Here is a 20,887-nt window from a genome sequence, read left to right on the forward strand (position 1 = left end):
CGGGTGCGGGGTGCGCGGCCCACCGGACGGGGGTGCCCAGGCCGGCGCGTTCGGCGTGCGCGGCCGCAGGGGCGCCTGGCCGCTCTGCGGGAGCGCCTGGGTCTCGGCGGTGTCGTCCGGCCCCTGCCGCGGGCACGGGTGCGGGCGGCGTCGGGGTGCGGGGCGTCGGGGTGGGCGCGGCGCCCGCCGGTCCCGCGTAGCTCGCGCAGCCGGTGACCGCGCAGCCCTCGTTCTCGGCCCAGCACTCCGCGTGGTGCGGGGAGCCGCACGCGTCGCAGAACGTCAGCTCGACGCCCGACTTGATGGTGAAGTGGCAGTAGGGGCAGGCGGCGCCGACCGCGGATCGCGAGCTCATCGGGACGGCACTCCTGGAACGGGGCGGGACGGGGACGCGCCGGGATCGGCCTTGGCGGCAGCGACCCCGCCGAAGCCGACGACCAGTCCGGCGAGGACGGCGAGCCCGACCCGCAGGCGCAGCCCGGGATCGGGTGCGGGACCGCCGGCGACGGCCGGGGCCGCGACGGACGCAGATGGGGCCGGTGCGGCCGGTGTGCCGGGCCGGGCGTAGGCGCCCGACGCCGGCTCGACCGGCAGCGCGCTCACCGGGGGCCGCTCCGGAACATCGGCGACCGCGCGGGTCACGCCCGGACCGGCCCCGCCGCCGGGCGGCGTGGTCCCGGGGCCGGCGCCGGGCGGCGGCCCGGCGCGCCGCTCGCCCTCCGGCGGGGTCCGCGCCGGGCCGCCGAGACCCTCGCGCTTCGTGTCGCGCTCGGCGAGCAGCCGGACCTCGCCCTCGCGCCAGCCGAACAGGCCCTCGGTGCCGGCCTGCGGGTCGACGACGTGGGCGATCTGGCCCTCGTTCGAGAAGAAGTTCCTCTGGATGAACGTGTCGTGGTCGGACAGGAAGATCCCGAAGCCCGGGTGCGAGTGGTACCAGCCGACGATCGCCTGGCCGGGGAAGTCACGCTCGAGCGTGGCGTGGACGGTCGACCACGCGTCGTGGGTGAACGTGACGCTCGCGCGCTCCGACGTCGCCTCGAGCGCGGCGATCGCGCCGGACACGACGGTCTCGCGGTCCGCCGCGACGATGCGGCCGACGAGCACGCCGCCGACCTCGTGGTCGGGGGAGGAGAAGACGTGCTCGATCACCGCGTCGTGGGCGACCCTCGTGATGCGGGGCCGGAAGCCGGGGGTGCTCACGAGACGTCCTCCGCCGGGTTCGCGGCTGCCTGCGGTCCGGGGGCGTCCGGAACGAGCGTCGCGCCGGTGGGGCCGGGATCCGCCCCGTCGGCCGCGCTCGCCGCCCCGCCGTCGGCCGTCGCCGCCGTCAGCCGCTCCGTCAGCGACAGCGCGCCGCCGAGCACCAGGTGCCGACGCTCCAGGCCGTGCCGGGCGGTGACGACGTCCGCCGGGGCGACGCCGATCTCCGCGGGTCGCAGGCCGAGGAACTCGTCGTGCTCCGGGCGGATCGTGTGGACGAGGCGCAGGCCGAGCTCCTCGCCGCAGACCGCGCAGACCGCGTCGGGGGCCTTCAGCTCGTGCAGCGGCCGGTTGATCGGCCGGTCGGTCTCGCACGACTCGCAGCGGCCGGAGACCGCGAGCTCCGTCTCCGTCTGGAGGGTCACGTCGTCGGTCCCCAGCAGCTCGCGTCCGAGGGTCAGGAGCTGAAGGAACGTGGCGTCCAGCGGCACGTCGCGGCTGTGCTCCGCCTCGTAGTGGTCGTGCGCCATGCACTCCTCCTGCCGCGCGTAGGTCACCACGTAGGAGTCGTGCGTGACCCCGTTGTACGCGTACCCGCGCCCGATCAGGCCCATCGGCCCGCGCTCGTGCAACAGCTTGATCGCCTCCTGGACCTGGATGCCGGCGACGATCGCCGCCGTCGTCGCGGTGGTGGGGACCTTCCCGGCCTCCATCTCGTCGCGGGAGAGCAGCGAGCACGAGCGGCGCGCGGCCACGATCTGGTGGTCGCGCTCGCCCATCGTGCACTCGTAGCAGGGGCCCTCGTCCGGGCCCTGGTTCGGGACGAACGCGCGGGCGACGCCCTGGAGCCCCTCGATCGCGCCGTCGACCCACGGCGTGCCGACCTTCCAGCACGCCTGGTTGACGAACAGCCGGGCCTCGCGGTTGTCGAGCCCGCCGAGGACGACGTCGACGTCGCGGAAGACGCTCAGCCCGATCGTCGAGCGCACGTCGCCGTGGAGCGCGAAGAGCTCGACCTCCTCGTTGAGGTCGCGGGCGGCCTCGACGACGACCTCGGCCTTCGAGCGGCCCTCGTCGCGCGGGCGGAACAGCACGCAGCGCGACAGGTTGGAGTCCTCGATCACGTCGAGGTCGGCGACGAGGACGGTCCCGACGCCCATCAGCACGAGGTTCTTGACGAGCTCGTTGCCGAGCGCGCCGGCGCCCACGACGAGCACGCGTGCGTCGCGCAGCAGGGACTGGTCCCACCAGGTGATGAGCGACTGGCGGTGGTACCGGCCGTCGGTCGCCGCGACGTCGAGCGTCAGCTTGTCGGACATCTCCGCACCCGCCGGTCAGCCCGCGGTGATCTCGGCGACGAGCCGGAGCACGTCCCCGTCGCGGACCCCGGCGTCGGAGAGCGTCTCCTGGTCCCCGATCTGCCGGCCCGTCCGCTTGTGGTGGAACTTGTAGGAGAGCGGGACCCCGTCGGGGCCGATCGCGGGCATCTCCATGAGCTCGACCAGGCGGGCGATGATCCGGCCGGCGGCGACGGAGTCCGGGACGGTCGCGTCCTCGCTCTTGTTGCCGGTCGCGTCGATCACGATGATGTCCATCAGGTGCTCCGGGGGTGCGGGGGACGGGACGTCGGGGTGCTCACGTGAGGTGCCCCAGCTGGAGCGACGCCTCGCGGCGCGGCAGGGGGATCCCCAGGTCGACGAGCGTCTGCAGGTCGTCGCCGGGCCGCGCGCCGACCTGGCGGGCCCACACGGTCGCGTCGTGGTCGAGCGGGTCGTCCAGGTTGAACGACTGCCAGGTGGCCAGGCGCACGACGCGGCGGACGACGTCGGCGAGGCCCTCCCCGGCGCTCCACGCGCCCAGGCAGACCGCGCCGTGGCGGCGCGGCGGCAGGATGTTCGGGTGCAGGATCGGGGTCGTCCAGCGGACGACGGGCGGCAGCCGCGGGTAGTCGCGGTGCAGGTCGACGACGGCGCGGTGGCCGTGGCGCAGCTTCGGCAGGTCGTCGGCGCCTCGCGCCAGTCCGGGGACCATCAGCGTCAGCTCGTAGCCCTCGGCCGGGTGGCCCGTGGCCTCGAACGAGATCCGCGGGTCCTGCTCGACGAGCTCCTCGAGGTTCGCGCGGTCGGCGAGGAGGCGGCGGTCGCGGGGGTTCATCGGCCTGACCGGGCGGACGGGTCGGACGCGAGGGCTGCGACCGGCCGACCGGCACGTCGTGGCGCGCCGGTGGAGGCGGCCCGGCGGGCCCGGTACCTCGCGGCGGTGACGCGGCGCGGCGCGGCGGGGACTGGGCGGGACGACATGGAGGGCATCTCACCAGATCCCCGGGCCCTTGGCGACCCCTTCAGGGGTGAGCCGGGCCACCCCTCCGGCGCCCGGTCGGGCTCCCGGGGTCTGCGGCGTCCACACCTCGCCGCCCCGACGACTCCGCCGATCGGACGAATCCGGTGACGGCCCGCCCCCGCGCTGCTTGAATGCCGCTCATGCGTGGCGACGCCGGACCAGATGACGTCGACGTCGTGCTCCGCTCGCGGGGCTCGGGCGTCGACGTCGTCCTGCGCCAGCCGGCGCTCCTGATCGACGGCGACCGCGTCCCGATCGGCCGCGACCGGCTCGCGGTGGACGTCGACCCGCGGTCCGGGGTGCTGACCGCGTCCACCGGGCCCGCCGGGCCGCAGACGGTCGCCACCGTCGTCCGCGGATCCGGGCGGGTCGAGATCGAGCCGGTCGCCGGGGCCGCCGTCCGCGTCGACGGCGCCGACGTCTCCCGCCGGACGCTGGTCGGCGGCGAGCGGATCGAGGTCGCCGGGCGGGTCGTGCGGTACGTGACCGACGCGGCCGAGGACACGATGGTCGTCCCCGGCAGCACCGCGACCCCGGTCGCGACCGGCAGCCTCCGCCTGGACCGCGAGGTGCTGCGGATCGGGCGGGACCCGTCGTGCGACGTGCTGCTGGACCACCCCGCGGTCGCGCCCGTCCACGCCGAGATCACGGCCGGCTCCCACGGGCCGCTCCTGCGCGACCGCAGCGGCCCCGGCGCCGGCGTCGCGGTCAACGGCGGACGGGTCCGCCACGCGTACCTGAACGTCGGCGACGAGCTCGCCATCGGCCCGTACCGCCTGGTCTTCGACGGCGAGGTCCTGCACCAGCACGGCGACGCGACGAGCCTGCGCCTCGACGCCGAGGGCGTCAGCGTCACGGTCGGCGAGCGCACGATCCTCCAGCCGGTCTGGCTGACGGTCCGGCCCGGCGAGGTCGTCGCGATCATCGGCGAGTCCGGCGCCGGCAAGAGCACGCTGATGACCGCGCTCTGCGGCGTGCGTCCGGCGAGCGGCGGGCGGATCACCGTCAACGGCGAGCCGCTCGCGCAGCGCACGAGCGACCTCGGCTTCGTGCCGCAGGACGACATCGTCCACCGCGACCTGACCGTCCGCGAGGCCCTGGGCTACGCCGCCGAGCTGCGCCTGCCGCAGAGCGCACCGAAGGCCCAGCGGCAGCAGGCCGTCGAGCAGGTGATCCAGGAGGTCGGGCTCGAGGAGCACGCCGAGACCCGGATCGGGTCCCTGTCGGGCGGCCAGCGCAAGCGCGTCTCGGTCGCGACCGAGCTCGTCAGCCGGCCGGGCCTGCTGTTCCTCGACGAGCCGACGACCGGCCTGGACTCCGGCCTCGAGCGGCGCATGATGCTGCTCCTGCGCGAGCTCGCCGACGCCGGCCGCGGCGTGATGCTCGTGACGCACGCGACGCGGAGCCTCCACCTCTGCGACCGCATCGCCGTCATGGGCCGCGGCGGCCTGACGTGCTTCATCGGCCCGCCGGCCGACGCGCTGCGGTTCTTCGGGGTGCAGGACGCCGACGAGATCTACGAGGCGCTCGACCGCACCCCCGCCGCCGAGTGGCACTCCGCGTTCGTCGCGTCCGAGCACGCGCAGAGCACCTGGGACGGCCCGAGCCAGCCCGGCGGCCTCGGCGCCCGGCGCCGGCCGGCCGCGCTGCCGCAGTTCTTCCTCTTCCTGCGCCGCTACGCGCTCCTGACCGTCCGCGACCGCCGCACCCTGACGACGATCGCGCTGCAGGCGCCGCTCCTCGCGTTCCTGACGGCGCTGCTCTTCAAGACCGGCGTCTTCGTCCACGAGGGCTCGCCGAAGCTCATGCGCGCGGGGCAGAGCGCGCAGGTCCTCTTCCTCGCGGTGACCGTGGTCGCCTGGCTCGGGGCGATCGGGAGCTCGCGCGAGATCGTCAAGGAACGGGCGGTGCTCCGGCGGGAGCTCGCGGTCGGCGGGCGGGTCGGCGCGTACCTCGCGTCGAAGCTCGTCCTGCTCGGGGCGCTGATGGTCGCCCAGACCCTGGCCGTCGCGGCGATCCTCTTCGTCCTGCGGCCGATGCACGAGCCGATCGGCACCCAGGCCGTCGTGATCGGCGTGCTGATCCTCAACGGGTTCGCCGCGCTCGCGACCGGCCTGGTGGTCAGCGCGGCGTCGCGCAACGAGGACCAGGCGGGCAGCCTGATCCCGATCATCCTCGTGCCGCAGCTCCTGTTCGCCGGGGCGATCGTGTCGATCGCGCAGCTCGCCGCGCCCCTGAAGGTGATCTCCGGCCTCGCGTTCGCCCGCTGGGCGTTCGCGGGCACGGGCTCCGGGGTCGACATGAACGAGCGCCTGGCGCGCGACCCGATCACGCGGACGACGAACACCTACGGCACGGACTTCTTCTCGATCAGCCCGGCGCTGTCGATGGCGATCCTGCTCGCCTTCGTCGCGGCGCTCGCGGGCGTCACCGCGTGGCTCGTGAACACGCGCGGGCGCAAGGACGACCGGGCCTGAGGCCGGCACCCGGCCCTCCTGGCGGACCGCCGTGATCCGCCGGTCGGTCGTCCGACGGCCCGGCGCTCACCGTGGCCGGGTGGACGCGGGCGGCGGTCAGCCCCCGCGCTTCAGCGACCCGGCGACGCGCACCGCGGACGCCTGGGCCTCGTCCGCCGTCGGGGCGACCGCGAAGACCGACCAGCCCGGGCCCTTCGCCCCCGCGTTCTGCCGGACGGTGACGCAGGTCCGGCCCTCGGTCGTGCACCCGAGCGCGGACGGCCCGCGGGACGCGTCGTAGCGCCAGCCGGTGTTGCCGTTGCCGAGCTCGATCTGGTTGCGGCCCGTCTTCGGGATCAGGACCTTCTCGCCGCTCGTGTAGTCGACGACGATCGCCCGGCCCCCGGGACCCTTCTGCAGCACCCGGTGGAGCGTCGGATCGTCGACCTTCGACGTCCGGGGCGTCCCCCAGCCGGCCTCTGCCGCCGGGAGCGTGCCCGTCCAGCGGTTCTTCGGCGCGGTGAACGTCCGGGCGGTCGCGCCGGGCGGGAAGCTCCCGTCGGCCTCGTCCTTCGTCCCGTCGACCACGAGGTAGGCGACGGCCCCGGCGACCAGGAGGACGACGAGCACGCCGAGCAGCAGCCGGCGCCGGACGCGGCGCTCCGCGGCCCGGATCTCGTCGCGGCGCCGGGCGAGGATCGCCTCCGACGGCCCGCGGCGCTCGCCGGCCTTCGGACGGACGACCGGTGGCGGGACCACCTGCGCCGGACGCAACGGCTCCCGGGGCGCGGGGACGGGGGCGCGGGCGCGCTCGGCGAGCGGCTGGTCCTCCGCACCGTCCTCGTCGCGTCCCGCGGCGGCCGCTGCGGCACGGCGCAGCGCCGCCGGCGAGCCGGGCTTCGCGGGGACCGGCTTCCGCGGCCGGTCGTCGGGGCCCGACCCGGGCGGACCGTCGTCGTCCGCGGACGCGCCCGTGCCGGGGCCGTCCACCGCGTCGGCGGCCGCACCGCCCACGGCGGCCGCCCCACCGGCGGCGGTCGTGCGGTCCGCCGGCCGCAACGCTCCCCCGACCGGGGGCGGACCATGGTCGGGCGCGCCGTCCGCGCCTCCGACGGGCGAGGGGTCGTCCCCGTCCGGCCGGTCCGTGCCGGCGTCGACGTGCCCGTCCGCAGCGTCGGCCGGCGGCGCCGAGGCGGGACCGGCCCCGGGTGCCGCACGCGACCGCAGGACGACCTCGACGAGCGACTCCTCGGCGGGCCCGTCGGCGATCGTCGCGTCGTCGTCGCCGCCGAGCTGGGTCCCGAGCGAGACGCCCGCCACCGGGCGGGTCGACTCCACCCGCCGGAGCGCCGCGGCGGCCGCGCTCGCGAAGTCCCCCGCCGTCGGGTACCGGTCCTTCGGGTCGACCGCGAGCCCGCGGGCGATCACCGGGTCGAACGGCGAGAGGCCCTCGACCCGCAGGCTGGGGCGCGGGCGCGGGGCCCGGACGTGCGCGGCCAGGCGGGTCGCGGTCGTGCCCGTGAACGGCGGCGCGCCCGTCAGCGCGGTGAGCAGCGTCGCGGCCAGGGCGTAGACGTCCGCGCGCGCATCGGTGTCCTGCTGCTCGATCGACTCGGGCGCCAGGTAGTCGATGCTGCCGACGACCATCCCGGAGACCGTGAGGTCGTTCGAGGCGTCGATCTCCTTCGTCAGGCCGAAGTCGCCGAGCAGCGCGACGGTCCGGCCCCCGCGCTGCGCCAGCAGCACGTTGGCGGGCTTCACGTCGCGGTGCAGCACCCCGAGCTCGTGCGCGTGGTCCAGGCCGGCGGCGACCTGCTCGATCACGGCGACCGCCTCGGCGGGCGGGAGCGGGCCGCCGTGGTCGCCGATCCGCGTGCGGAGGTCGGCGCCGTCGACGTACTCCATGGCGATCCACGGGCGGTCGTCGGACTCCCCCGCGTCGTAGACCGTGACGACGTTCGGGTGGTCCAGCCGGGCGGCGAGCCGGGCCTCGCGCGCGAAGCGCCTGCGGAACGACTCCTCCTGCGCGCGCTCGACGGAGAGGACCTTGAAGGCGACCTTCCGGCCGAGCTCGACGTGCTCGGCCCGGAAGACGACGCCCATGCCGCCGCGACCGATCGGTGCGTCGATCCGGTAGCCGTCGATGAGCTCGCCAGGGCGGGGTTCGTGCGTCACGGAGAAGGCGCTCGCGGTGGGATCGCCCGCGATCGTGCGCACAGTCTGCCGCAGACGGGCGATCCGGGGTGATCGTGAACGGCGTCGCCCGGCGACTATCCTCGGCCCCGGTCGTGTCCGACTCCTCCCCGCATCCCCAGCGCGGCCTCGAGCTCGAGGCCGTCCAGCGCCACGAGCGGCTCGGCCGGCCGTTCCTCACCTTCCGCCCACCCGGCGGCGACCTGCAGATCGCGCTGCTGCCGGAGGACGCCGCGGCGCAGACGATCGGCCGCCGTGCCGGGCAGCTCGTCGCGCTGGAGTGGGACGCCCGCGTGTCCCGCGTCCACGCGCGGCTCGAGGCCCTCGCGGACTCGTGGTGGGTCGTCGACGACGGCGTCTCCACCAACGGCACGTTCGTCGGCGCGGAGCGCGTCGCGGGCCGGCGGCGCCTGGAGCACGGGGACGTCCTGGTGCTCGGCGGGTCGAGCGTGGCGTTCCACGACCCGACGCCGGCGGGCCTGTCGATGACGATCGAGGCGAGCGGGCTCCTCGCGCCGCCGACCCTGACCCCGGCCCAGCGGCGGGTGCTCGACGCGCTCTGCCGCCCGTGCCGGCCGGGCGTCGTCGCGGCGCCGGCGACGAACCAGCAGATCGCCGCGGAGCTCGTGGTCGGCGTCGACGCGGTGAAGACCCAGATGCGGAGCCTGTTCACCGCGCTGGGCGTCGGGGACCTGCCGCAGAACCAGAAGCGCGCCCGGGTGGTCGAGCGCGCGTTCGAGCTGGGCATGGTGCGGCCGGACGGCACGCCGGAGCGGGACGGGGCCTGACGGGACGGTGTGCCCGGGGCGGGACCCCCGGACGGCGGGACGGGACGGGACGGCGGGACGGCGGGACGGGACGGCGGGACGCGTGGGCGGGACACCGCCGGTGGTCAGGCGACGCGGCGCAGTCCGCCGCGGGCCTCGGGGGCGGCGCGCCGGGCCGGCGGGAACAGCGGCACGATGCCGGCGCGGAGGGCGCCGACCGCGAGGCCGGTGCGGGTGCGGACGCCGAGCGCGTCCATCGCCGTGGCGAGGTGCGACTGCACGGTGCGCGGCGAGAGGTAGAGCCGGCCGCCGATCTCGGCGTTCGTGAGGCCCTCGACGAGGAGGGTCACGACCTGGAGCTCGCGGACGGTGAGCTCCGGGACGTCCTTGAACGACGGGACGGCGGTCAGGGTGGCGGGGGCGGTGGGGGATTCGAGCGTCTGCATGGGATGCATCTCATCGCCGGGACGCCCCCGCGGACAGGCCCCAGAGGGGTGGAGCGGACCACCCCCCGGATCGCTTGAAGGCCCCGGGGGCGAGCGCCATGATGCGTCTCGTGTCCGTCCCCACCAGCCCCCGCCCAGCTCCGAGCACCGACGGGGTGCGGGCATGAGCGCCGCGTACCGGACCGGTCCGGGGGCTTCGGCGGTCCGCGCCACCATCGCCACCGTCGCCGCGCTGATGTTCGTCGTCCAGGTGGTCGCCATCGTGTCGAACGGCGACTACTGGCGGTACGCGGGCACCGGCGGCGACGTCAGCCTCGTCCTCACCGCCGTGTCGTTCCTGGTGCTCGCCGGGATCGCGGTGGCGAGCCTCGCACTGCACCGCATCACGTCGGACCTGGTCCTGCTCGCCGCGGGGGGCTGGTCGCTCGCGTGGGCCTACTCGACCGGCCCGTCGGTCCTCCCCCTCGCGCTCGACGCGGACTCCGTCGAGTGGTACGTCTGGGTCCTGGCCGGGTTCGGGCTCCTGCTCGCCATCGTCTCCGCCGCGCTCCTCCTGGTCATCATCAGCGGGCTGTCGGCCCCCCGCGAGGTCCAGGCGAGCTCCGCCGCATCCAGCGTCGGGAGCCCGACCGTCCCCCCCGGCTGGCACACCGACCCCGGCGGCGCTCCCGGCAAGGAGCGCTGGTGGGACGGCTCGACCTGGACCGACCACCTCCGCGACGCGCGATGATCCCGCCCGTCCCCCACCTCGCACCGACCAGGACCGCTCCCCGATGACCACACCGCCCGTCTCCCCCGCCGCGCCCGACGACCTTGCGCTGTCGCCGTCGGCCTGGAACGCCGTCCGCACCGCGGCCTTCGCGGGACGCCTGACGCTGCTCGTCGGAGCGTTCGTCACGCTCCTGGCCGCGTGGATCAACCGCCCGCTCGAAGGTGCGCTGGTCGGCGTCTTCATCACCCTGATGGCGCTCGGGCTCGGCGCTCTCGCCGGGCTCTCGGCCTTCACCGGTGCGCGGCGGCAGCTCGACGCCGGCGCGGCGCTGCTCGCGCTCCTGCTCGCGGGGGGCGAGGCCGTGCAGGCGTTCGGTCTCCTCGGAGAGTCCGTGGGCTTCGGCGTCAAGGAGTTCTACGTCCTGCCGTTCTTCGCCTGGATCCTGCTCCTGGCGGGCGGTCTCGCGCTCTTCGCGACCCTGATCCCGGGGCCGGTCGCGACGGCGACGCACACGATCCCCAACCCGTTCGCCCAGACCACCGGCGGCTCCTCGCCGGGCGGCCCGGCGCCCGGCGGCTACGCCCCGCCGCAGCCGCAGGGCCCGCCGCCCACGGGTGCCGGCCGGACCGGTGGCTTCGCGCCCCCGCAGACCACCGCCCCCGAGCCGACCTACGCCCCGCCGACGGACCGTCCTGCCCCGGACGACCGCCCGCCGTCGCTGTTCGAGGAGCCGGAGGGGCGTCCGGCGCCGGCGTCCGAGCCCCGCGAGGAGCCGACACCCCCGCAGTCCTCGTCGTTCGCGCGACCCGTCGCACCGGACGCGCCGCAGGAGGCACCGGACGCCCCGGCGGACGAGCCGGACGCTCCCGTCGCCGGCTCGTCCGAGCCGTCGGGGGCAGGCGAGCAGCCGACCGCCGCGGCGCCCCCCGTCGCGGAACCGTCCGCGCCCGCGCAGGACGAGCCGTCGACCGCACCGTCCGACGACCCGACGCCCGCGCCCGCCGGACCGCCCGTCGAGGAGCAGGCGCCCGCGTCCGCCCCGGCCCCGCCGTCGAAGCGCCGCGACGAGCCGGCCACGGCCCCGCACGACGAGCCCACCGCGGTCTCGCCGGCAGCGCCGGAGGACCGGCCGACCGAGACGTTCACGCCCCCGTCGAGCCGCGAGACGGCGTCGTTCGCGCCGCCCGTGCCGCGCGAGGAGCGCCGCCCGACCCCGCCGGAGCCCGAGCCCGTCCGGTCCGCGGCCGATCCCGAGCCGGGCTGGTACCCGTCGCCCGACGGCCGCACGGCCCAGTGGTGGGACGGCGGCCGCTGGTCCGGCGAGCGTCGCCCGCTGAGCGACTTCGAGGACGACGGGGGCCGTCGCGATGGCTGACCGGCGGATCGTCCTCGCGCTCGAGGAGTTCGAGGACGCCGCCGACCCGCTCGACGCCCCGACGCAGCCGCACCCGGGGCCGGACCCGCTGGACACCCCGACGCAGCCGCACCCCGGGCCGGACGCCCTCGACGACCCGGACGGATCGCCCCCGCCGGACGGCCCGGCCCTCCCGGAGGCCGCGGACGACCCTCCGCCGCCGGACCCCGCCGCGCGCCTGACCGCCGCCCCGCCCGCGAGTGCCCGTGCGCTCAGGCTCCGCCGGCCGGACGGCACCTCGTGACCGGGCGGCGGACCCGATGACGTCCCGGACCCGCTCGCCCGTCGCGGTCGGGCTGCTGGCCGGACTCGTGGTCGGCGGCGGCGCGGCCGCGGTCCTCGTCGACGGTGGCGGGGACGATGGGCCCCGCACGACCCCGACCGCCGCGCGGACGACGGAGACGACCACGGACGTCGTCCCGGCGCGGGCCACCACCCGCGCCCCCGGGACGCCCGCACGGACGACGACGGGCGACGCCCCGCCCACCACCTCGACCGCGACGACGCCCGGCACCACCACGGCCGCCGGGACGTCCTCCTCGGGCGCCCTGCGCGGCCTGACCGTCGTCGTCGACCCCGGCCACAACGGGCAGAACGCGTCGCACCCGGCGCAGATCGACCGCCAGGTCGACGTCGGCAACGGCCGCAAGGCGTGCAACACCACCGGCACCGAGAGCGTCCGCGGGCTGGCCGAGTCCCGGCTGAACCTGCTGCTCGCGAAGCACGTGCAGCGCGCGCTCGAGGCCGAGGGCGCGACCGTCCGCATGACGCGCTCGAACGACGACGGCGTCGGTCCGTGCGTCGACCGCCGCGCCCGGATCGCGAACGCCGCGAAGGCCGATGCCTCGATCTCGATCCACGGCGACGGCGGCCCGGCGTCCGGCCGCGGCTTCCACGTGATCCTCCCCGGCCGGGTCCCGCAGGTCGCCGGCCACGACCGGATCGTCGCGACGTCCGCGCAGCTGGGCCGCCAGGTCCGCCGCGCCTACCGGGAGGGCTCCGGCCTGCCGTACTCGACGTACCTCGGCAGGGCCGGCCTCGACGTCCGCACCGACCTCGGCGGGCTCAACCTCCTGAAGGTGCCGGGCGTGATGATCGAGACCGGCAACATGCGCAACGCGACCGACGCCTCCCGGATGAGCGACCCGGTGTGGCGCCGCGAGGCCGGACGCTCGATCGCGGCGGGCGTCCGAGCGTTCCTGCTGGCGCGCCGATGACCGCCGACGCCGACCGCCACGCGACCGCGGCCACGGGCACGACCCACCGGTCCGGGACGGCCCGGAGCGGCGCGGACGCCGTCGACCGCCCGCCGCGCCGCCCGGCGCCGGGGAGATAGGGTCGCCCGATGCCAGGGGACTCCGGCCGGCCGCGCCGTTTCTGGGTGCTGATCGGGATGACCGTCGCGACGGTGCTCCTCGCGGCGGTCCTCGCCGGCGTGCTGCTGCGCGGCGCGACCGACGACGGGGACGGCGACACGCGGGGCGCGGCGACCACGACGACGGCCGACGACGTGATCACGTCGGCCGACGACCCCCGCCTGCCTGCCGAGAAGCGCCGCGAGGCGTCCGCGTCGACCGGCCGGGCGACGACCCGGGAGTCCTCGACGGCACCCGCGACGTCGAGCGCCGCCGCCACGCGGACCATCCTGCGCCGCGCGGCCGCGAAGGCCGCCGCGGCCGGCGGCTCCGGCTCCGGCGCCGCGGTCGGCGTGATCGGGCCGGGCAGCGTCGCCCGCGCCGGCGACCTGCCGACCACGCACGCGTGGAGCAGCTCGAAGGTCGCGGTCCTCTCCGGCGTCCTGCGCGCCCGGCGCAAGGGCGAGCTCGGCGGCGGCACGTCGCCGACGGCCGAGGAGCGGCGCCTCGCGACCTCCGCCCTGACGGCGTCGGACAACGCCGCGGCCGAGTCGCTCTTCGGCGAGCTGACGGCGAAGTACGGCGGCGTCGACGGGGCCTCCGACGTCGTCGAGACCGCCCTGCAGGCGGGCAGCGGCAAGGCCATCCCGGTCAACCGGCGGAAGCGCGGGTCGTTCACCACGTTCGGGCAGACGGAGCTCCCGCTCGCCGACGGCGTCCGGTTCTTCGGCGGGCTCTCCGCCGGCTGCGTCCTGGACGCGGCGGACACGACGTTCGTCACCGGGCTGATGCAGCAGGTGGTGTCCGGCCAGCGCTGGGGGCTCGGCACCCCGTCGTGGGGCGCGCGCGTGGCGTTCAAGGGCGGCTGGGGTCCCGAGGACGGCGGCAGCTACGTCGCGGTGCAGTACGGGATCCTGCGGAAGGGCTCGCGCGGGGTCGCCGTCGCCGTCGCGGCGCAGCGTCCCGGGGGCCTCGAGGCGGTCACCCCGGTCCTGACGAAGATGGCGCAGGCGCTGCGCTCCGCGCTGCCGCCGTCGAAGTGGCCGAAGGTCGCCGCCGGCTGCCCCGGCGGCTGATCAGCGCGCGGCGAGCTCCGCCGCCCGGGCGAGGACCGCGTCGAGCATCGGCGGGGTCAGGCGCCCGGTGAACGTGTTCTGCTGGCTGGGATGGAACGTCCCGAGCAGGTGGACGTCGCCCAGATCGACCTCGGCACCGTGCCCGAACCGCGGCTTCGGCCGCGGGATCGGGACGCCCCGCGCGGCGAGCAGGCGCAGCGCACCGTCCCACCCGAACTGGCCGAGGCAGACGACGACCCGGACGTTCGGGAGCAGCTCGAGCTCGCGGGCCGTCCACGGCAGGCAGGCGTCGCGCTCCTGCGTCGTCGGCTTGTTCTGCGGCGGGGCGCACCGCACGACGGCGGTGATCCAGCAGTCGGTGAGCTCCAGCCCGTCGCCCGGCCGGTCCGCGTGCGCCTGGTTGGCAAAGCCGGTGCGGTGCAGCGCGGCGTAGAGGAAGTCCCCCGAGCGGTCGCCGGTGAACATCCGGCCCGTGCGGTTGGCGCCGTGCGCGGCGGGCGCGAGACCCACGAGCAGCACCCGCGCATCCGGGTCGCCGAAGGCCGGGACGGGCCGCCCCCAGTACTCCTCGTCGCGGTACGCGGCGCGCTTGACGGCCGCGACCTCCTCCCGCCAGGCGACGAGGCGGGGGCACGCGCGGCACTCCGAGACCTGCTGCTGATGGTCGGCCAGGGCCGTGTGCACCGGCCCTACGGTACCGTTCGCTCCCGTGATCGCCCCCCGTCTGGCCCTGCTCACCGTCACCGGTGCCCTCGCCGCCGCCGGGGTGACCGGCTGCGCCCAGCAGGGCGGCACGAAGGACAAGGCGTTCGACGGCGAGGCCGCGCGCGTCGCGAACACGATCCGCGCGCTCGACGACGCCTACGACGACGAGAAGCAGGACGACCCCGGCGCCGAGAAGGTCTGCCGCTCGCTGCTGTCCGCCCGCCTCGTCGCGGCCTTCGGCGGCGCGAAGGAGTGCACAAAGACGGCGAAGGCCGCGCTCGACAACGCCGACTCCACGAAGATGGACGTCCGCGACGTGAAGATCGAGGGCAACGTCGCCACCGCCCAGGTCCGCCTGAAGATCAACGACGACGAGCAGCGCGTCGACACCCTGCGGCTCGTCCAGGAGGGTCCGAACGGCGGCAAGGGCGGATCCTGGAAGTTCGACGGCAACGCCGTCGGCAAGAAGGGCTCGAAGGCCGGCCCGGCGATCGGGACGCCGGCCGTGACGACGAGCTCCGCGGCGCCGACGCCCCCGGGCGGCACGAGCACCGCGCCCGCCGCGAAGTAGGGCCGACCCCCCGCAGCGGAGCGCCGACGCCCGGCCGCCGACGAGCGTCCGCTCCCGGCGCCGGTCTCAGTCGTCGAGGAAGGTGTGGTCCTGGCCGTAGACGCGGCGGTAGTAGGCCTTGTAGTCGTCGGTGGCGACGAGCGGCTTCCACCAGTGCGGGTGGTCGCGGTACCAGTGCACCGTGGACTCCAGGCCGCCCTGATCGAAGTCCATCTTCGGCGACCAACCCGCGAGCGCCTCGAGCTTGCTGCTGTCCAGGGCGTAGCGGAAGTCGTGGCCGAGGCGGTCCTCGACGTGCCGGATCTGGTCGGTCGACGCGCCGGTCAGGCCGATGATCCAGGTGACGACGTCGAGGTTGATCTTCTCCTTCGCGCCACCGACGTTGTACGCCTGCCCGGAGACGCCGTGGGTGAGGGCGGCGTGGATGCCGGAGGCGAAGTCGTCGACGTGCAGCCACGTGCGGACCTGGTCGCCCTTGCCGTAGACCGGCAGCGGCCCGCCGTGCAAGGCGTTCAGCGTCATGACGGGGATCAGCTTCTCGGGGAACTGGCGGGGCCCGTAGCAGTTGGATCCCCGCGCGATGACGACGTCCTGCCCGTAGGTGTGGTGCGCGGCCAGGACGGTGAGGTCCGCGCCGGCCTTCGACGCGGAGTACGGCGAGGAGGGCTCGAGGGGGTGCTGTTCGGTGAAGGCGCCTTCGGTGATCGAGCCGTAGACCTCGTCGGTGGAGACCTGCAGGTAGCGGACCTCTCGGCGGCGGGCTTCCTCGACGAGGGTGTGGGTGCCCAGGGCGTTGGTGAGGACGAATGCCTGGGCGTCGAGGATCGAGCGGTCCACGTGGGTCTCGGCGGCGAAGTTGACGATCGCGTCGACGCCGGCGGTGGCCTGCTGGACGGCGTGGGGGTCCTCGATCCGGCCGACCATGAGCTCGACGTCGAGGCCTTCGACGTTCTCGCGACGGCCGGCGTAGGTCAGCGCGTCCAGCACGCGGACCTCGTCGCCCGCGGCGACCCTTTGGTGCACGAACGCCGAGCCGATGAACCCGGCACCACCACAGACGAGAAGCTTCATACGCCCGCGAACCCTACGCGAGCCACCTGTGACCGGTGGGCCGAACGGCCCGAGCGTCGGGTCCGGGGCGCGTGGCGCGCCTAGACTGCCGCGCATGCCGTGTGCACGCGGACTGCGGGTCATCGATCGCCAACGTCCGCGCCGCAGGTGGAGGGTCCGCCGGCGCTGGCTCCCGTGGCGCCGACGGGTCCGCGACATCCCCGACGTCCCGATCGACGGCGGGGACCTGGGCGACGACCCGATCAGCGCCATCATCGGCATCTTCCTGCTGATCCTCGCGATCCCCGCGATCGTGGTCACGCTGTTCCTGCTCGCCGAGCTCCTGCTGCTGCTCGTCCTGCTGCCGATCTTCGTGGTGGTCCGGCTGCTCCTCCCCGTCCCGTGGGCGATCGAGCTCTGGTCGCGCCCGGTGGAGCAGCGCTTCCTCGGCTGGCACCTCGAGCACGAGGTCCCCGTCCGCGGCTGGGCCGCCTCGCAGGCGCGCATCCGCGAGATGGCGCAGGAGATCCAGTCCGGCGAGGGACGCTACGTCCCCGTCGACGCGACGAACTCGTCGCTCCCGGCGGAGGGCGCAGGGTGGGTGCCGGGCGGTGGAGCGGGACGCCCGGCCGAGGCGTTCGGCGACGCGAACGCCGACCGCTCCGCGGACACGGCGACCGCGGCGCCGCCCGCGCCCGGCCGGGTCGACCGCACGGCATCGGACGCCGACGCGACGCCGAACCCGTTCGCCCAGCGCGACGAGCGCTGAGCGACGGGCGACCGGTCAGCCCTTCAGGCGGTTGACCTCGCCCAGGTGCCCCCGGAGCCCGTCCTGCCACGCCGGCAGGCGGGGGACGTCCCCGCGGGTGGAGACCATCACGCTCCACGGCGGACGGGGCGCGGGGCGCGGGAACGCGTCGGTGCCCACCGGAGTCGCGATGGTGCCGGTCTCCGCCAGCGCGAAGGTCTCGGACGCCAGCCCGTGCCAGGTCGTCTGCCCGGACCCGCAGAGGTGCGCGATCCCGCGGGCGTCCGACCCCGCGACCGTCACGAGCGCCGGCGCGAGGTGCCCGGTCCACGTCGGGCAGCCCTCCTGGTCGGCGACCACGGAGACCTCGTCGCGGTCGGCCGACAGCTTCAGCATCGTGTCGACGAAGTTGCCACCGCCCTGCCCGAACAGCCAGCTCGTGCGGCAGATCAGGTGGTCCGGGTTGTGCTCCGCGATCTGCCGCTCGCCCTCGAGCTTCGTCCGTCCGTAGGCGCCCTGCGGGTCGACGGGTGCGTCCTCGCGGTACGGCTCGGTCGCGTCGCCGCGGAAGACGTAGTCGGTCGACACGTGGACCAGCCGCACGCCGAGCGCGGCGGTGGCCTTCGCGAGGTTGCCGGCACCGTCGCCGTTGACCTTCAGCGCGGTCGCTTCGTGCTCCTCCGCGCCGTCGACGTCCGTGTACGCGGCGCAGTTGACGACGACGGTCGGGGATGCCTTCTCGAGCCACACCGTGGTGCTGCCCAGGTCGGTCAGGTCGAACGCGCGGCGCGGGGCCTCGACGACCTCCCAGCCGTGCACGCGCGCGACGTCGGCGACACGGTGGCCGAGCATGCCGGTCGCCCCGATCACGATCAGCCGCTTGCGGTGCGCCGCGGCGTCGGGGCCGTCGTCGTCGCTGCGGTCCAGGGCCCCCTTGTTGGGCCGGAGCACCATGTTCGGCCCGAGCCGCTGGACCCCGCGCTGCTGGGAGAAGCCCATGGCGGCTAGAGGATCTCGATCTCGGAGTTGTCGCCGACCATGAAGCGGTACGCCCGCGGGGTCCGCTCACCACGCCGCACGATCACATCACGCCCCAGCAGCGACGACTCGATCCGGCCCTCCAGCCCGATCAGCTTCGCCCGCTCCAACAAGATCGAGTGCTCCACCTCCGACCGCTCCACCACCGCATCCCTGGCGATCGCGGAATACGGGCCGACGTACGAATCCTCGATCACCGCGTCATGACCGATCACGACCGGACCACGCACCACCGACCGCACGATCCTCGCACCGGGCTCGATGATCACCCTGCCCTCGACCTGGGAGTGCTCATCGATCTCCCCGTCCACGCGGCGTTCGATCGTCTCGAGGATCAGCCGGTTGGCCTCCAGCATGTCCGCGAGCTTGCCGGTGTCCTTCCACCACCCGTGCACCACGTGCGGCTCGACCCGATCACCCTGATCGACCTGCCACTGGATCGCATCCGTGATCTCGAGCTCCCCACGCGGCGACGGCTCGATCGCCTTCGCCGCCTCCAGGATCCGCTTCGTGAACAGGTACACCCCGACGAGCGCCAGATCGCTCTTGGGCTCCTTCGGCTTCTCCACCAACCGCGCGACGCGACCGTCCTGCAGTTCCGCGACACCGTAGGACGTCGGGTCGTCGACGGGCTGCAACAGGATCATCGCGTCCGGCGCATTCTGCTCGAACTGCTGCACCAGCTCCGAGATGCCGCCCTGCAACAGGTTGTCCCCGAGATACATCACGAACGACGACTCGCCCAGGAACGGCTCGGCCGTCAGCACCGCATGTGCGAGGCCGTCGGGGGAGGTCTGGTCGATGTAGGTGATCTGCGCCCCGAACTGCGACCCGTCGCCGGCGACCTCACGGATCTCGCCCCCGGTCTCGGGGTTGAGGATGATCCCGATCTCCGTGATCCCGGCCTGCACCATCGACCGGATCCCGTAGAACAGCACCGGCTGGTTGGCCACCGGCACCAGCTGCTTCGCCGACGTGTGCGTGATCGGCCGCAACCGCGTCCCACGACCGCCCGACAGGATCAGACCCTTCAGATGCGCCATTGCGGCCGGAGGCTATAGGGCGTGCGCCCCGCGCCCCGGCGGTGGTGCGCACACAGGGGCCGATCGGACGGGGGGGCAGGGTGACGGTGTGCGCCCGGCCGGGGGCCACCCCGGCCGGAGGCGCCGGACCGTCGGCGCGCGGCCGGACGGTCCGCCGGCGCCTCAGCGCTGGCGCAGCGGACCCTCGACCGTCACGGTCGCCAGGCCGCTGGTGCTCGGCGCGGCCGACCGCGTCCCCTTGAACGCGGCGCGTGCGCGCCACTTGCCGGTGCTCGGCGGCGTGAAGCCGAAGCCGCCGCGCCCGTTCGAGACGCGGGTCCGGACGGTCCGGTCGAACTGCCAGCCCTCGAGCGGGTCGAAGCGCTCGATCGTGACGGCCACCGGTCCGGAGACGCGCGGGCTCGTGCGCAGGCCGACGCGGGTGGTGGAGCCGGGACTGATGCTCGCCCGCTTCCTGCCGCCGAACGCGATCGAGGTGCGGGTGATCGTCCGCGTGGCGCGGGTCAGCCGGTAGCGGCCGCGAGCACCAGCGGGGGCGGAGACCGCGAGGAAGTACCGGCCGCGCTTGATGTCGCGCTCGATCGTGCCGTCGTCCTGGCTCGTGTCGAGCGTCCCGCCGTTCGCCGTCAGGAGCCGGAGCTGGAAGCCGCGGCCGCCCGCGAGGGTGAGGTTCAGCGCGCTGCGGCGCGTCACGTCGAAGCGGAAGAGGTCGACCACGTCGACGCCCGTGGCGTCGAGCGAGCCGCGGACGGTCTCGAAGTTCGAGAGCCGGATGCCCGGCGACGCGTCGTCGGGTCCGGAGGCGGCGAGCTGGAGGTGGTAGCGCTGCGGTCCGATCGTCTTCGGCCGCGCGGTGACGAGGAAGCTGTACCGACCGCCCTCACCCGCTCCCGGGGCGATGACGGCGTAGCCGCCGCAGCGCAGGGTGCGGACCGGGCGCGCCTCGTCGAAGTCCTTCGTCCCGGGGCCGAAGACCTGGAGCTCGACGCAGCCGTCGTCGCCGGCCGCGGTGTCCGAGGGCGAGAGGTTGATGCGGTACCGGCCGCCCTGGCGGAGGCTCGCGGACCAGGCGTCGCTCTGGTCCTGGACCTGGTCCAGCGTGCGCGACACGCCGGCCTTCGGGAGCTGCGGACCGGGCGCCGTCGGGGGCGGGGTCGGCACGAAGACGTCGAGCGAGAACGTGCCGGCGACGGAGTTCAGGCGCTGGCCGACGCGGATCAGGTAGCGGCCGTCCTTCGCGGCCTTGAACGAGAGCTCGGCGCGGCCCTTGTCGTCGGAGCTCTCGCAGTCGACCGCGGCGAGCTGTGAGCGGGTGCGACGGAAGACCTCGACGGTGGCGTCGAGGTCGCCTTGGGCGGCGAGGCGGACGGTGATCGTCTTCGCCTCCGCGGCCGTCAGCTCGTAGTAGACGGACCCCTTGAGCGGCTGACAGCCGCCGAGCTCGTCGGTCTCGAGCGTGGAGTCGACCGTCGTGCCGGTGACGCTCGCCGGCGTCGAGAGCTCGCGCGGGGCGGTGCGCGCGTCGTTGGACGGTGGCGCGGCGGAGGCGGTGGCCGGGAGCGCGAGCACTCCCAGGAGCAGCAGGGGCAGGGTTCGACGCACGGGGGCCTCTCGGTCGGGACGGGCCGGTCGCCGGGGCGACCGACGTCCCGAACCTACACCCGGGGTCGAGGGTCGTCGCCCGATTGGCGCGTCGGCGCTTTCCGGCCTCCGCACGGGTGCCCCGGTCCTCGCCGAACCCCGGACACGACCCCGACCCGGGACGCCCGGGGC

General features: G+C 75.3%; 20 protein-coding genes and 1 pseudogene. 9 read left to right on the top strand and 12 right to left on the bottom strand.

What is annotated here, in order from left to right; genetic code table 11:
• Positions 1 to 259: 259 nt before the first annotated feature.
• From PATMI_RS38765 to PATMI_RS0105085, 5 genes and pseudogenes are all read right to left on the bottom strand, one after another.
• Positions 260 to 355: pseudogene (locus PATMI_RS38765) on the bottom strand (hypothetical protein); the annotation flags it as partial.
• The gene (locus PATMI_RS33910; RefSeq protein WP_026910089.1) at positions 352 to 1,200 is read right to left on the bottom strand and encodes a M67 family metallopeptidase; all 849 of its coding nucleotides are present in this window, start codon (positions 1,198 to 1,200) and stop codon (positions 352 to 354) included. The gene PATMI_RS33910 and the pseudogene PATMI_RS38765, both read right to left, overlap by 4 nt.
• The gene (locus tag PATMI_RS27540) at positions 1,197 to 2,519 is read right to left on the bottom strand and encodes a HesA/MoeB/ThiF family protein (protein ID WP_051471076.1); all 1,323 of its coding nucleotides are present in this window, start codon (positions 2,517 to 2,519) and stop codon (positions 1,197 to 1,199) included. The genes PATMI_RS33910 and PATMI_RS27540 overlap by 4 nt, the downstream gene beginning before the upstream one ends.
• Positions 2,520 to 2,534: 15 nt before the next feature.
• Positions 2,535 to 2,795, bottom strand: a complete 261-nt coding sequence (locus tag PATMI_RS0105080; RefSeq protein ID WP_036725262.1) for an EsaB/YukD family protein — start codon at positions 2,793 to 2,795, stop codon at positions 2,535 to 2,537.
• 40 nt (positions 2,796 to 2,835) lie between these two features.
• Positions 2,836 to 3,354, bottom strand: coding sequence for a ubiquitin-conjugating enzyme E2 (locus tag PATMI_RS0105085; protein ID WP_026910091.1), 519 nt, complete (start codon positions 3,352 to 3,354; stop codon positions 2,836 to 2,838).
• Between the two features lie 326 nt (positions 3,355 to 3,680).
• Here PATMI_RS0105085 and PATMI_RS0105090 point away from each other — a divergent pair, with 326 nt between their 5' ends.
• A complete protein-coding gene (locus PATMI_RS0105090; protein ID WP_157260618.1) occupies positions 3,681 to 6,017 on the top strand; it encodes an ATP-binding cassette domain-containing protein in 2,337 nt (778 codons plus the stop codon).
• A gap of 96 nt (positions 6,018 to 6,113) precedes the next feature.
• Here PATMI_RS0105090 and PATMI_RS33915 read toward each other — a convergent pair whose 3' ends face one another.
• Positions 6,114 to 8,171, bottom strand: a complete 2,058-nt coding sequence (locus PATMI_RS33915) for a serine/threonine-protein kinase (RefSeq protein ID WP_157260619.1) — start codon at positions 8,169 to 8,171, stop codon at positions 6,114 to 6,116.
• 113 nt (positions 8,172 to 8,284) lie between these two features.
• Between PATMI_RS33915 and PATMI_RS27550 the strand changes: the two genes are divergently transcribed.
• Positions 8,285 to 8,977: an FHA domain-containing protein gene (locus PATMI_RS27550; protein WP_211241697.1), complete on the top strand. Its 693-nt coding sequence runs from the start codon at positions 8,285 to 8,287 to the stop codon at positions 8,975 to 8,977.
• A 104-nt stretch (positions 8,978 to 9,081) separates the two neighbouring features.
• Here the strand turns inward: PATMI_RS27550 and PATMI_RS38145 are convergent, their stop codons facing one another.
• Positions 9,082 to 9,402 (bottom strand): LuxR C-terminal-related transcriptional regulator, encoded by a 321-nt coding sequence (locus tag PATMI_RS38145; RefSeq protein ID WP_026910093.1) that lies wholly within the window; start codon positions 9,400 to 9,402, stop codon positions 9,082 to 9,084.
• Between the two features lie 163 nt (positions 9,403 to 9,565).
• On the opposite strand from PATMI_RS38145, the gene PATMI_RS0105110 reads away from it, so the two are divergent.
• The 5 genes from PATMI_RS0105110 to PATMI_RS33920 all read left to right on the top strand — a co-directional run bounded on the left by PATMI_RS0105110 (position 9,566) and on the right by PATMI_RS33920 (position 13,959).
• Positions 9,566 to 10,132: a DUF2510 domain-containing protein gene (locus tag PATMI_RS0105110; protein WP_026910094.1), complete on the top strand. Its 567-nt coding sequence runs from the start codon at positions 9,566 to 9,568 to the stop codon at positions 10,130 to 10,132.
• Between the two features lie 43 nt (positions 10,133 to 10,175).
• Entirely contained in the window at positions 10,176 to 11,489 is a 1,314-nt protein-coding gene (locus PATMI_RS0105115; protein ID WP_026910095.1) for a DUF2510 domain-containing protein, read from the top strand.
• Positions 11,482 to 11,772: a hypothetical protein gene (locus PATMI_RS0105120; RefSeq protein ID WP_026910096.1), complete on the top strand. Its 291-nt coding sequence runs from the start codon at positions 11,482 to 11,484 to the stop codon at positions 11,770 to 11,772. Before PATMI_RS0105115 ends, PATMI_RS0105120 begins: the two co-directional genes overlap by 8 nt.
• A gap of 16 nt (positions 11,773 to 11,788) precedes the next feature.
• Positions 11,789 to 12,745: an N-acetylmuramoyl-L-alanine amidase gene (locus tag PATMI_RS27560; protein ID WP_026910097.1), complete on the top strand. Its 957-nt coding sequence runs from the start codon at positions 11,789 to 11,791 to the stop codon at positions 12,743 to 12,745.
• A 128-nt stretch (positions 12,746 to 12,873) separates the two neighbouring features.
• Positions 12,874 to 13,959 (top strand): serine hydrolase, encoded by a 1,086-nt coding sequence (locus tag PATMI_RS33920; protein ID WP_051471078.1) that lies wholly within the window; start codon positions 12,874 to 12,876, stop codon positions 13,957 to 13,959.
• Here the strand turns inward: PATMI_RS33920 and PATMI_RS0105140 are convergent, their stop codons facing one another.
• Positions 13,960 to 14,643 carry a uracil-DNA glycosylase gene (locus PATMI_RS0105140; RefSeq protein WP_026910098.1) on the bottom strand — a complete coding sequence of 228 codons (684 nt, stop codon included), beginning with the start codon at positions 14,641 to 14,643 and terminating at the stop codon, positions 13,960 to 13,962. It abuts the gene before it with no gap.
• 25 nt (positions 14,644 to 14,668) lie between these two features.
• Here PATMI_RS0105140 and PATMI_RS0105145 point away from each other — a divergent pair, with 25 nt between their 5' ends.
• Positions 14,669 to 15,235 carry a hypothetical protein gene (locus PATMI_RS0105145; RefSeq protein WP_026910099.1) on the top strand — a complete coding sequence of 189 codons (567 nt, stop codon included), beginning with the start codon at positions 14,669 to 14,671 and terminating at the stop codon, positions 15,233 to 15,235.
• Positions 15,236 to 15,301: 66 nt separating this feature from the next.
• Here the strand turns inward: PATMI_RS0105145 and rfbB are convergent, their stop codons facing one another.
• Positions 15,302 to 16,306, bottom strand: a complete 1,005-nt coding sequence (gene rfbB, locus PATMI_RS0105150; protein ID WP_026910100.1) for a dTDP-glucose 4,6-dehydratase — start codon at positions 16,304 to 16,306, stop codon at positions 15,302 to 15,304.
• A gap of 94 nt (positions 16,307 to 16,400) precedes the next feature.
• Here rfbB and PATMI_RS0105155 point away from each other — a divergent pair, with 94 nt between their 5' ends.
• On the top strand, positions 16,401 to 17,054 hold the full coding sequence (locus PATMI_RS0105155; protein ID WP_026910101.1) for a hypothetical protein: 654 nt from the start codon (positions 16,401 to 16,403) through the stop codon (positions 17,052 to 17,054).
• Positions 17,055 to 17,069: 15 nt separating this feature from the next.
• Here the strand turns inward: PATMI_RS0105155 and rfbD are convergent, their stop codons facing one another.
• The 3 genes from rfbD to PATMI_RS0105170 form a co-directional block, all read right to left on the bottom strand.
• Positions 17,070 to 18,032: a dTDP-4-dehydrorhamnose reductase gene (gene rfbD / locus PATMI_RS0105160; RefSeq protein WP_051471079.1), complete on the bottom strand. Its 963-nt coding sequence runs from the start codon at positions 18,030 to 18,032 to the stop codon at positions 17,070 to 17,072.
• Positions 18,033 to 18,037: 5 nt separating this feature from the next.
• On the bottom strand, positions 18,038 to 19,114 hold the full coding sequence (locus PATMI_RS0105165) for a glucose-1-phosphate thymidylyltransferase (RefSeq protein WP_157260620.1): 1,077 nt from the start codon (positions 19,112 to 19,114) through the stop codon (positions 18,038 to 18,040).
• Between the two features lie 162 nt (positions 19,115 to 19,276).
• Entirely contained in the window at positions 19,277 to 20,716 is a 1,440-nt protein-coding gene (locus tag PATMI_RS0105170; RefSeq protein ID WP_157260621.1) for a pre-peptidase C-terminal domain-containing protein, read from the bottom strand.
• Positions 20,717 to 20,887 lie beyond the last annotated feature (171 nt).

Source organism: Patulibacter minatonensis DSM 18081, from assembly GCF_000519325.1.
Taxonomy (GTDB): Bacteria; Actinomycetota; Thermoleophilia; order Solirubrobacterales; family Solirubrobacteraceae; genus Patulibacter; species Patulibacter minatonensis.

Excerpts from the sequence above, each read along its gene's own strand:
- PATMI_RS0105085 (WP_026910091.1), bottom strand. The coding sequence starts at position 3,354 with ATGAACCCCCGCGACCGCCGCCTCCTCGCCGACCGCGCGAACCTCGAG.
- PATMI_RS0105120 (WP_026910096.1), top strand. The coding sequence starts at position 11,482 with ATGGCTGACCGGCGGATCGTCCTCGCGCTCGAGGAGTTCGAGGACGCC.
- PATMI_RS0105110 (WP_026910094.1), top strand. The coding sequence starts at position 9,566 with ATGAGCGCCGCGTACCGGACCGGTCCGGGGGCTTCGGCGGTCCGCGCC.
- PATMI_RS0105115 (WP_026910095.1), top strand. The coding sequence starts at position 10,176 with ATGACCACACCGCCCGTCTCCCCCGCCGCGCCCGACGACCTTGCGCTG.
- rfbD (WP_051471079.1), bottom strand. The coding sequence starts at position 18,032 with ATGGGCTTCTCCCAGCAGCGCGGGGTCCAGCGGCTCGGGCCGAACATG.
- PATMI_RS27560 (WP_026910097.1), top strand. The coding sequence starts at position 11,789 with ATGACGTCCCGGACCCGCTCGCCCGTCGCGGTCGGGCTGCTGGCCGGA.
- rfbB (WP_026910100.1), bottom strand. The coding sequence starts at position 16,306 with ATGAAGCTTCTCGTCTGTGGTGGTGCCGGGTTCATCGGCTCGGCGTTC.
- PATMI_RS38145 (WP_026910093.1), bottom strand. The coding sequence starts at position 9,402 with ATGCAGACGCTCGAATCCCCCACCGCCCCCGCCACCCTGACCGCCGTC.
- PATMI_RS27540 (WP_051471076.1), bottom strand. The coding sequence starts at position 2,519 with ATGTCCGACAAGCTGACGCTCGACGTCGCGGCGACCGACGGCCGGTAC.
- PATMI_RS33920 (WP_051471078.1), top strand. The coding sequence starts at position 12,874 with ATGCCAGGGGACTCCGGCCGGCCGCGCCGTTTCTGGGTGCTGATCGGG.
- PATMI_RS0105155 (WP_026910101.1), top strand. The coding sequence starts at position 16,401 with ATGCCGTGTGCACGCGGACTGCGGGTCATCGATCGCCAACGTCCGCGC.
- PATMI_RS0105080 (WP_036725262.1), bottom strand. The coding sequence starts at position 2,795 with ATGGACATCATCGTGATCGACGCGACCGGCAACAAGAGCGAGGACGCG.
- PATMI_RS0105090 (WP_157260618.1), top strand. The coding sequence starts at position 3,681 with ATGCGTGGCGACGCCGGACCAGATGACGTCGACGTCGTGCTCCGCTCG.
- PATMI_RS0105165 (WP_157260620.1), bottom strand. The coding sequence starts at position 19,114 with ATGGCGCATCTGAAGGGTCTGATCCTGTCGGGCGGTCGTGGGACGCGG.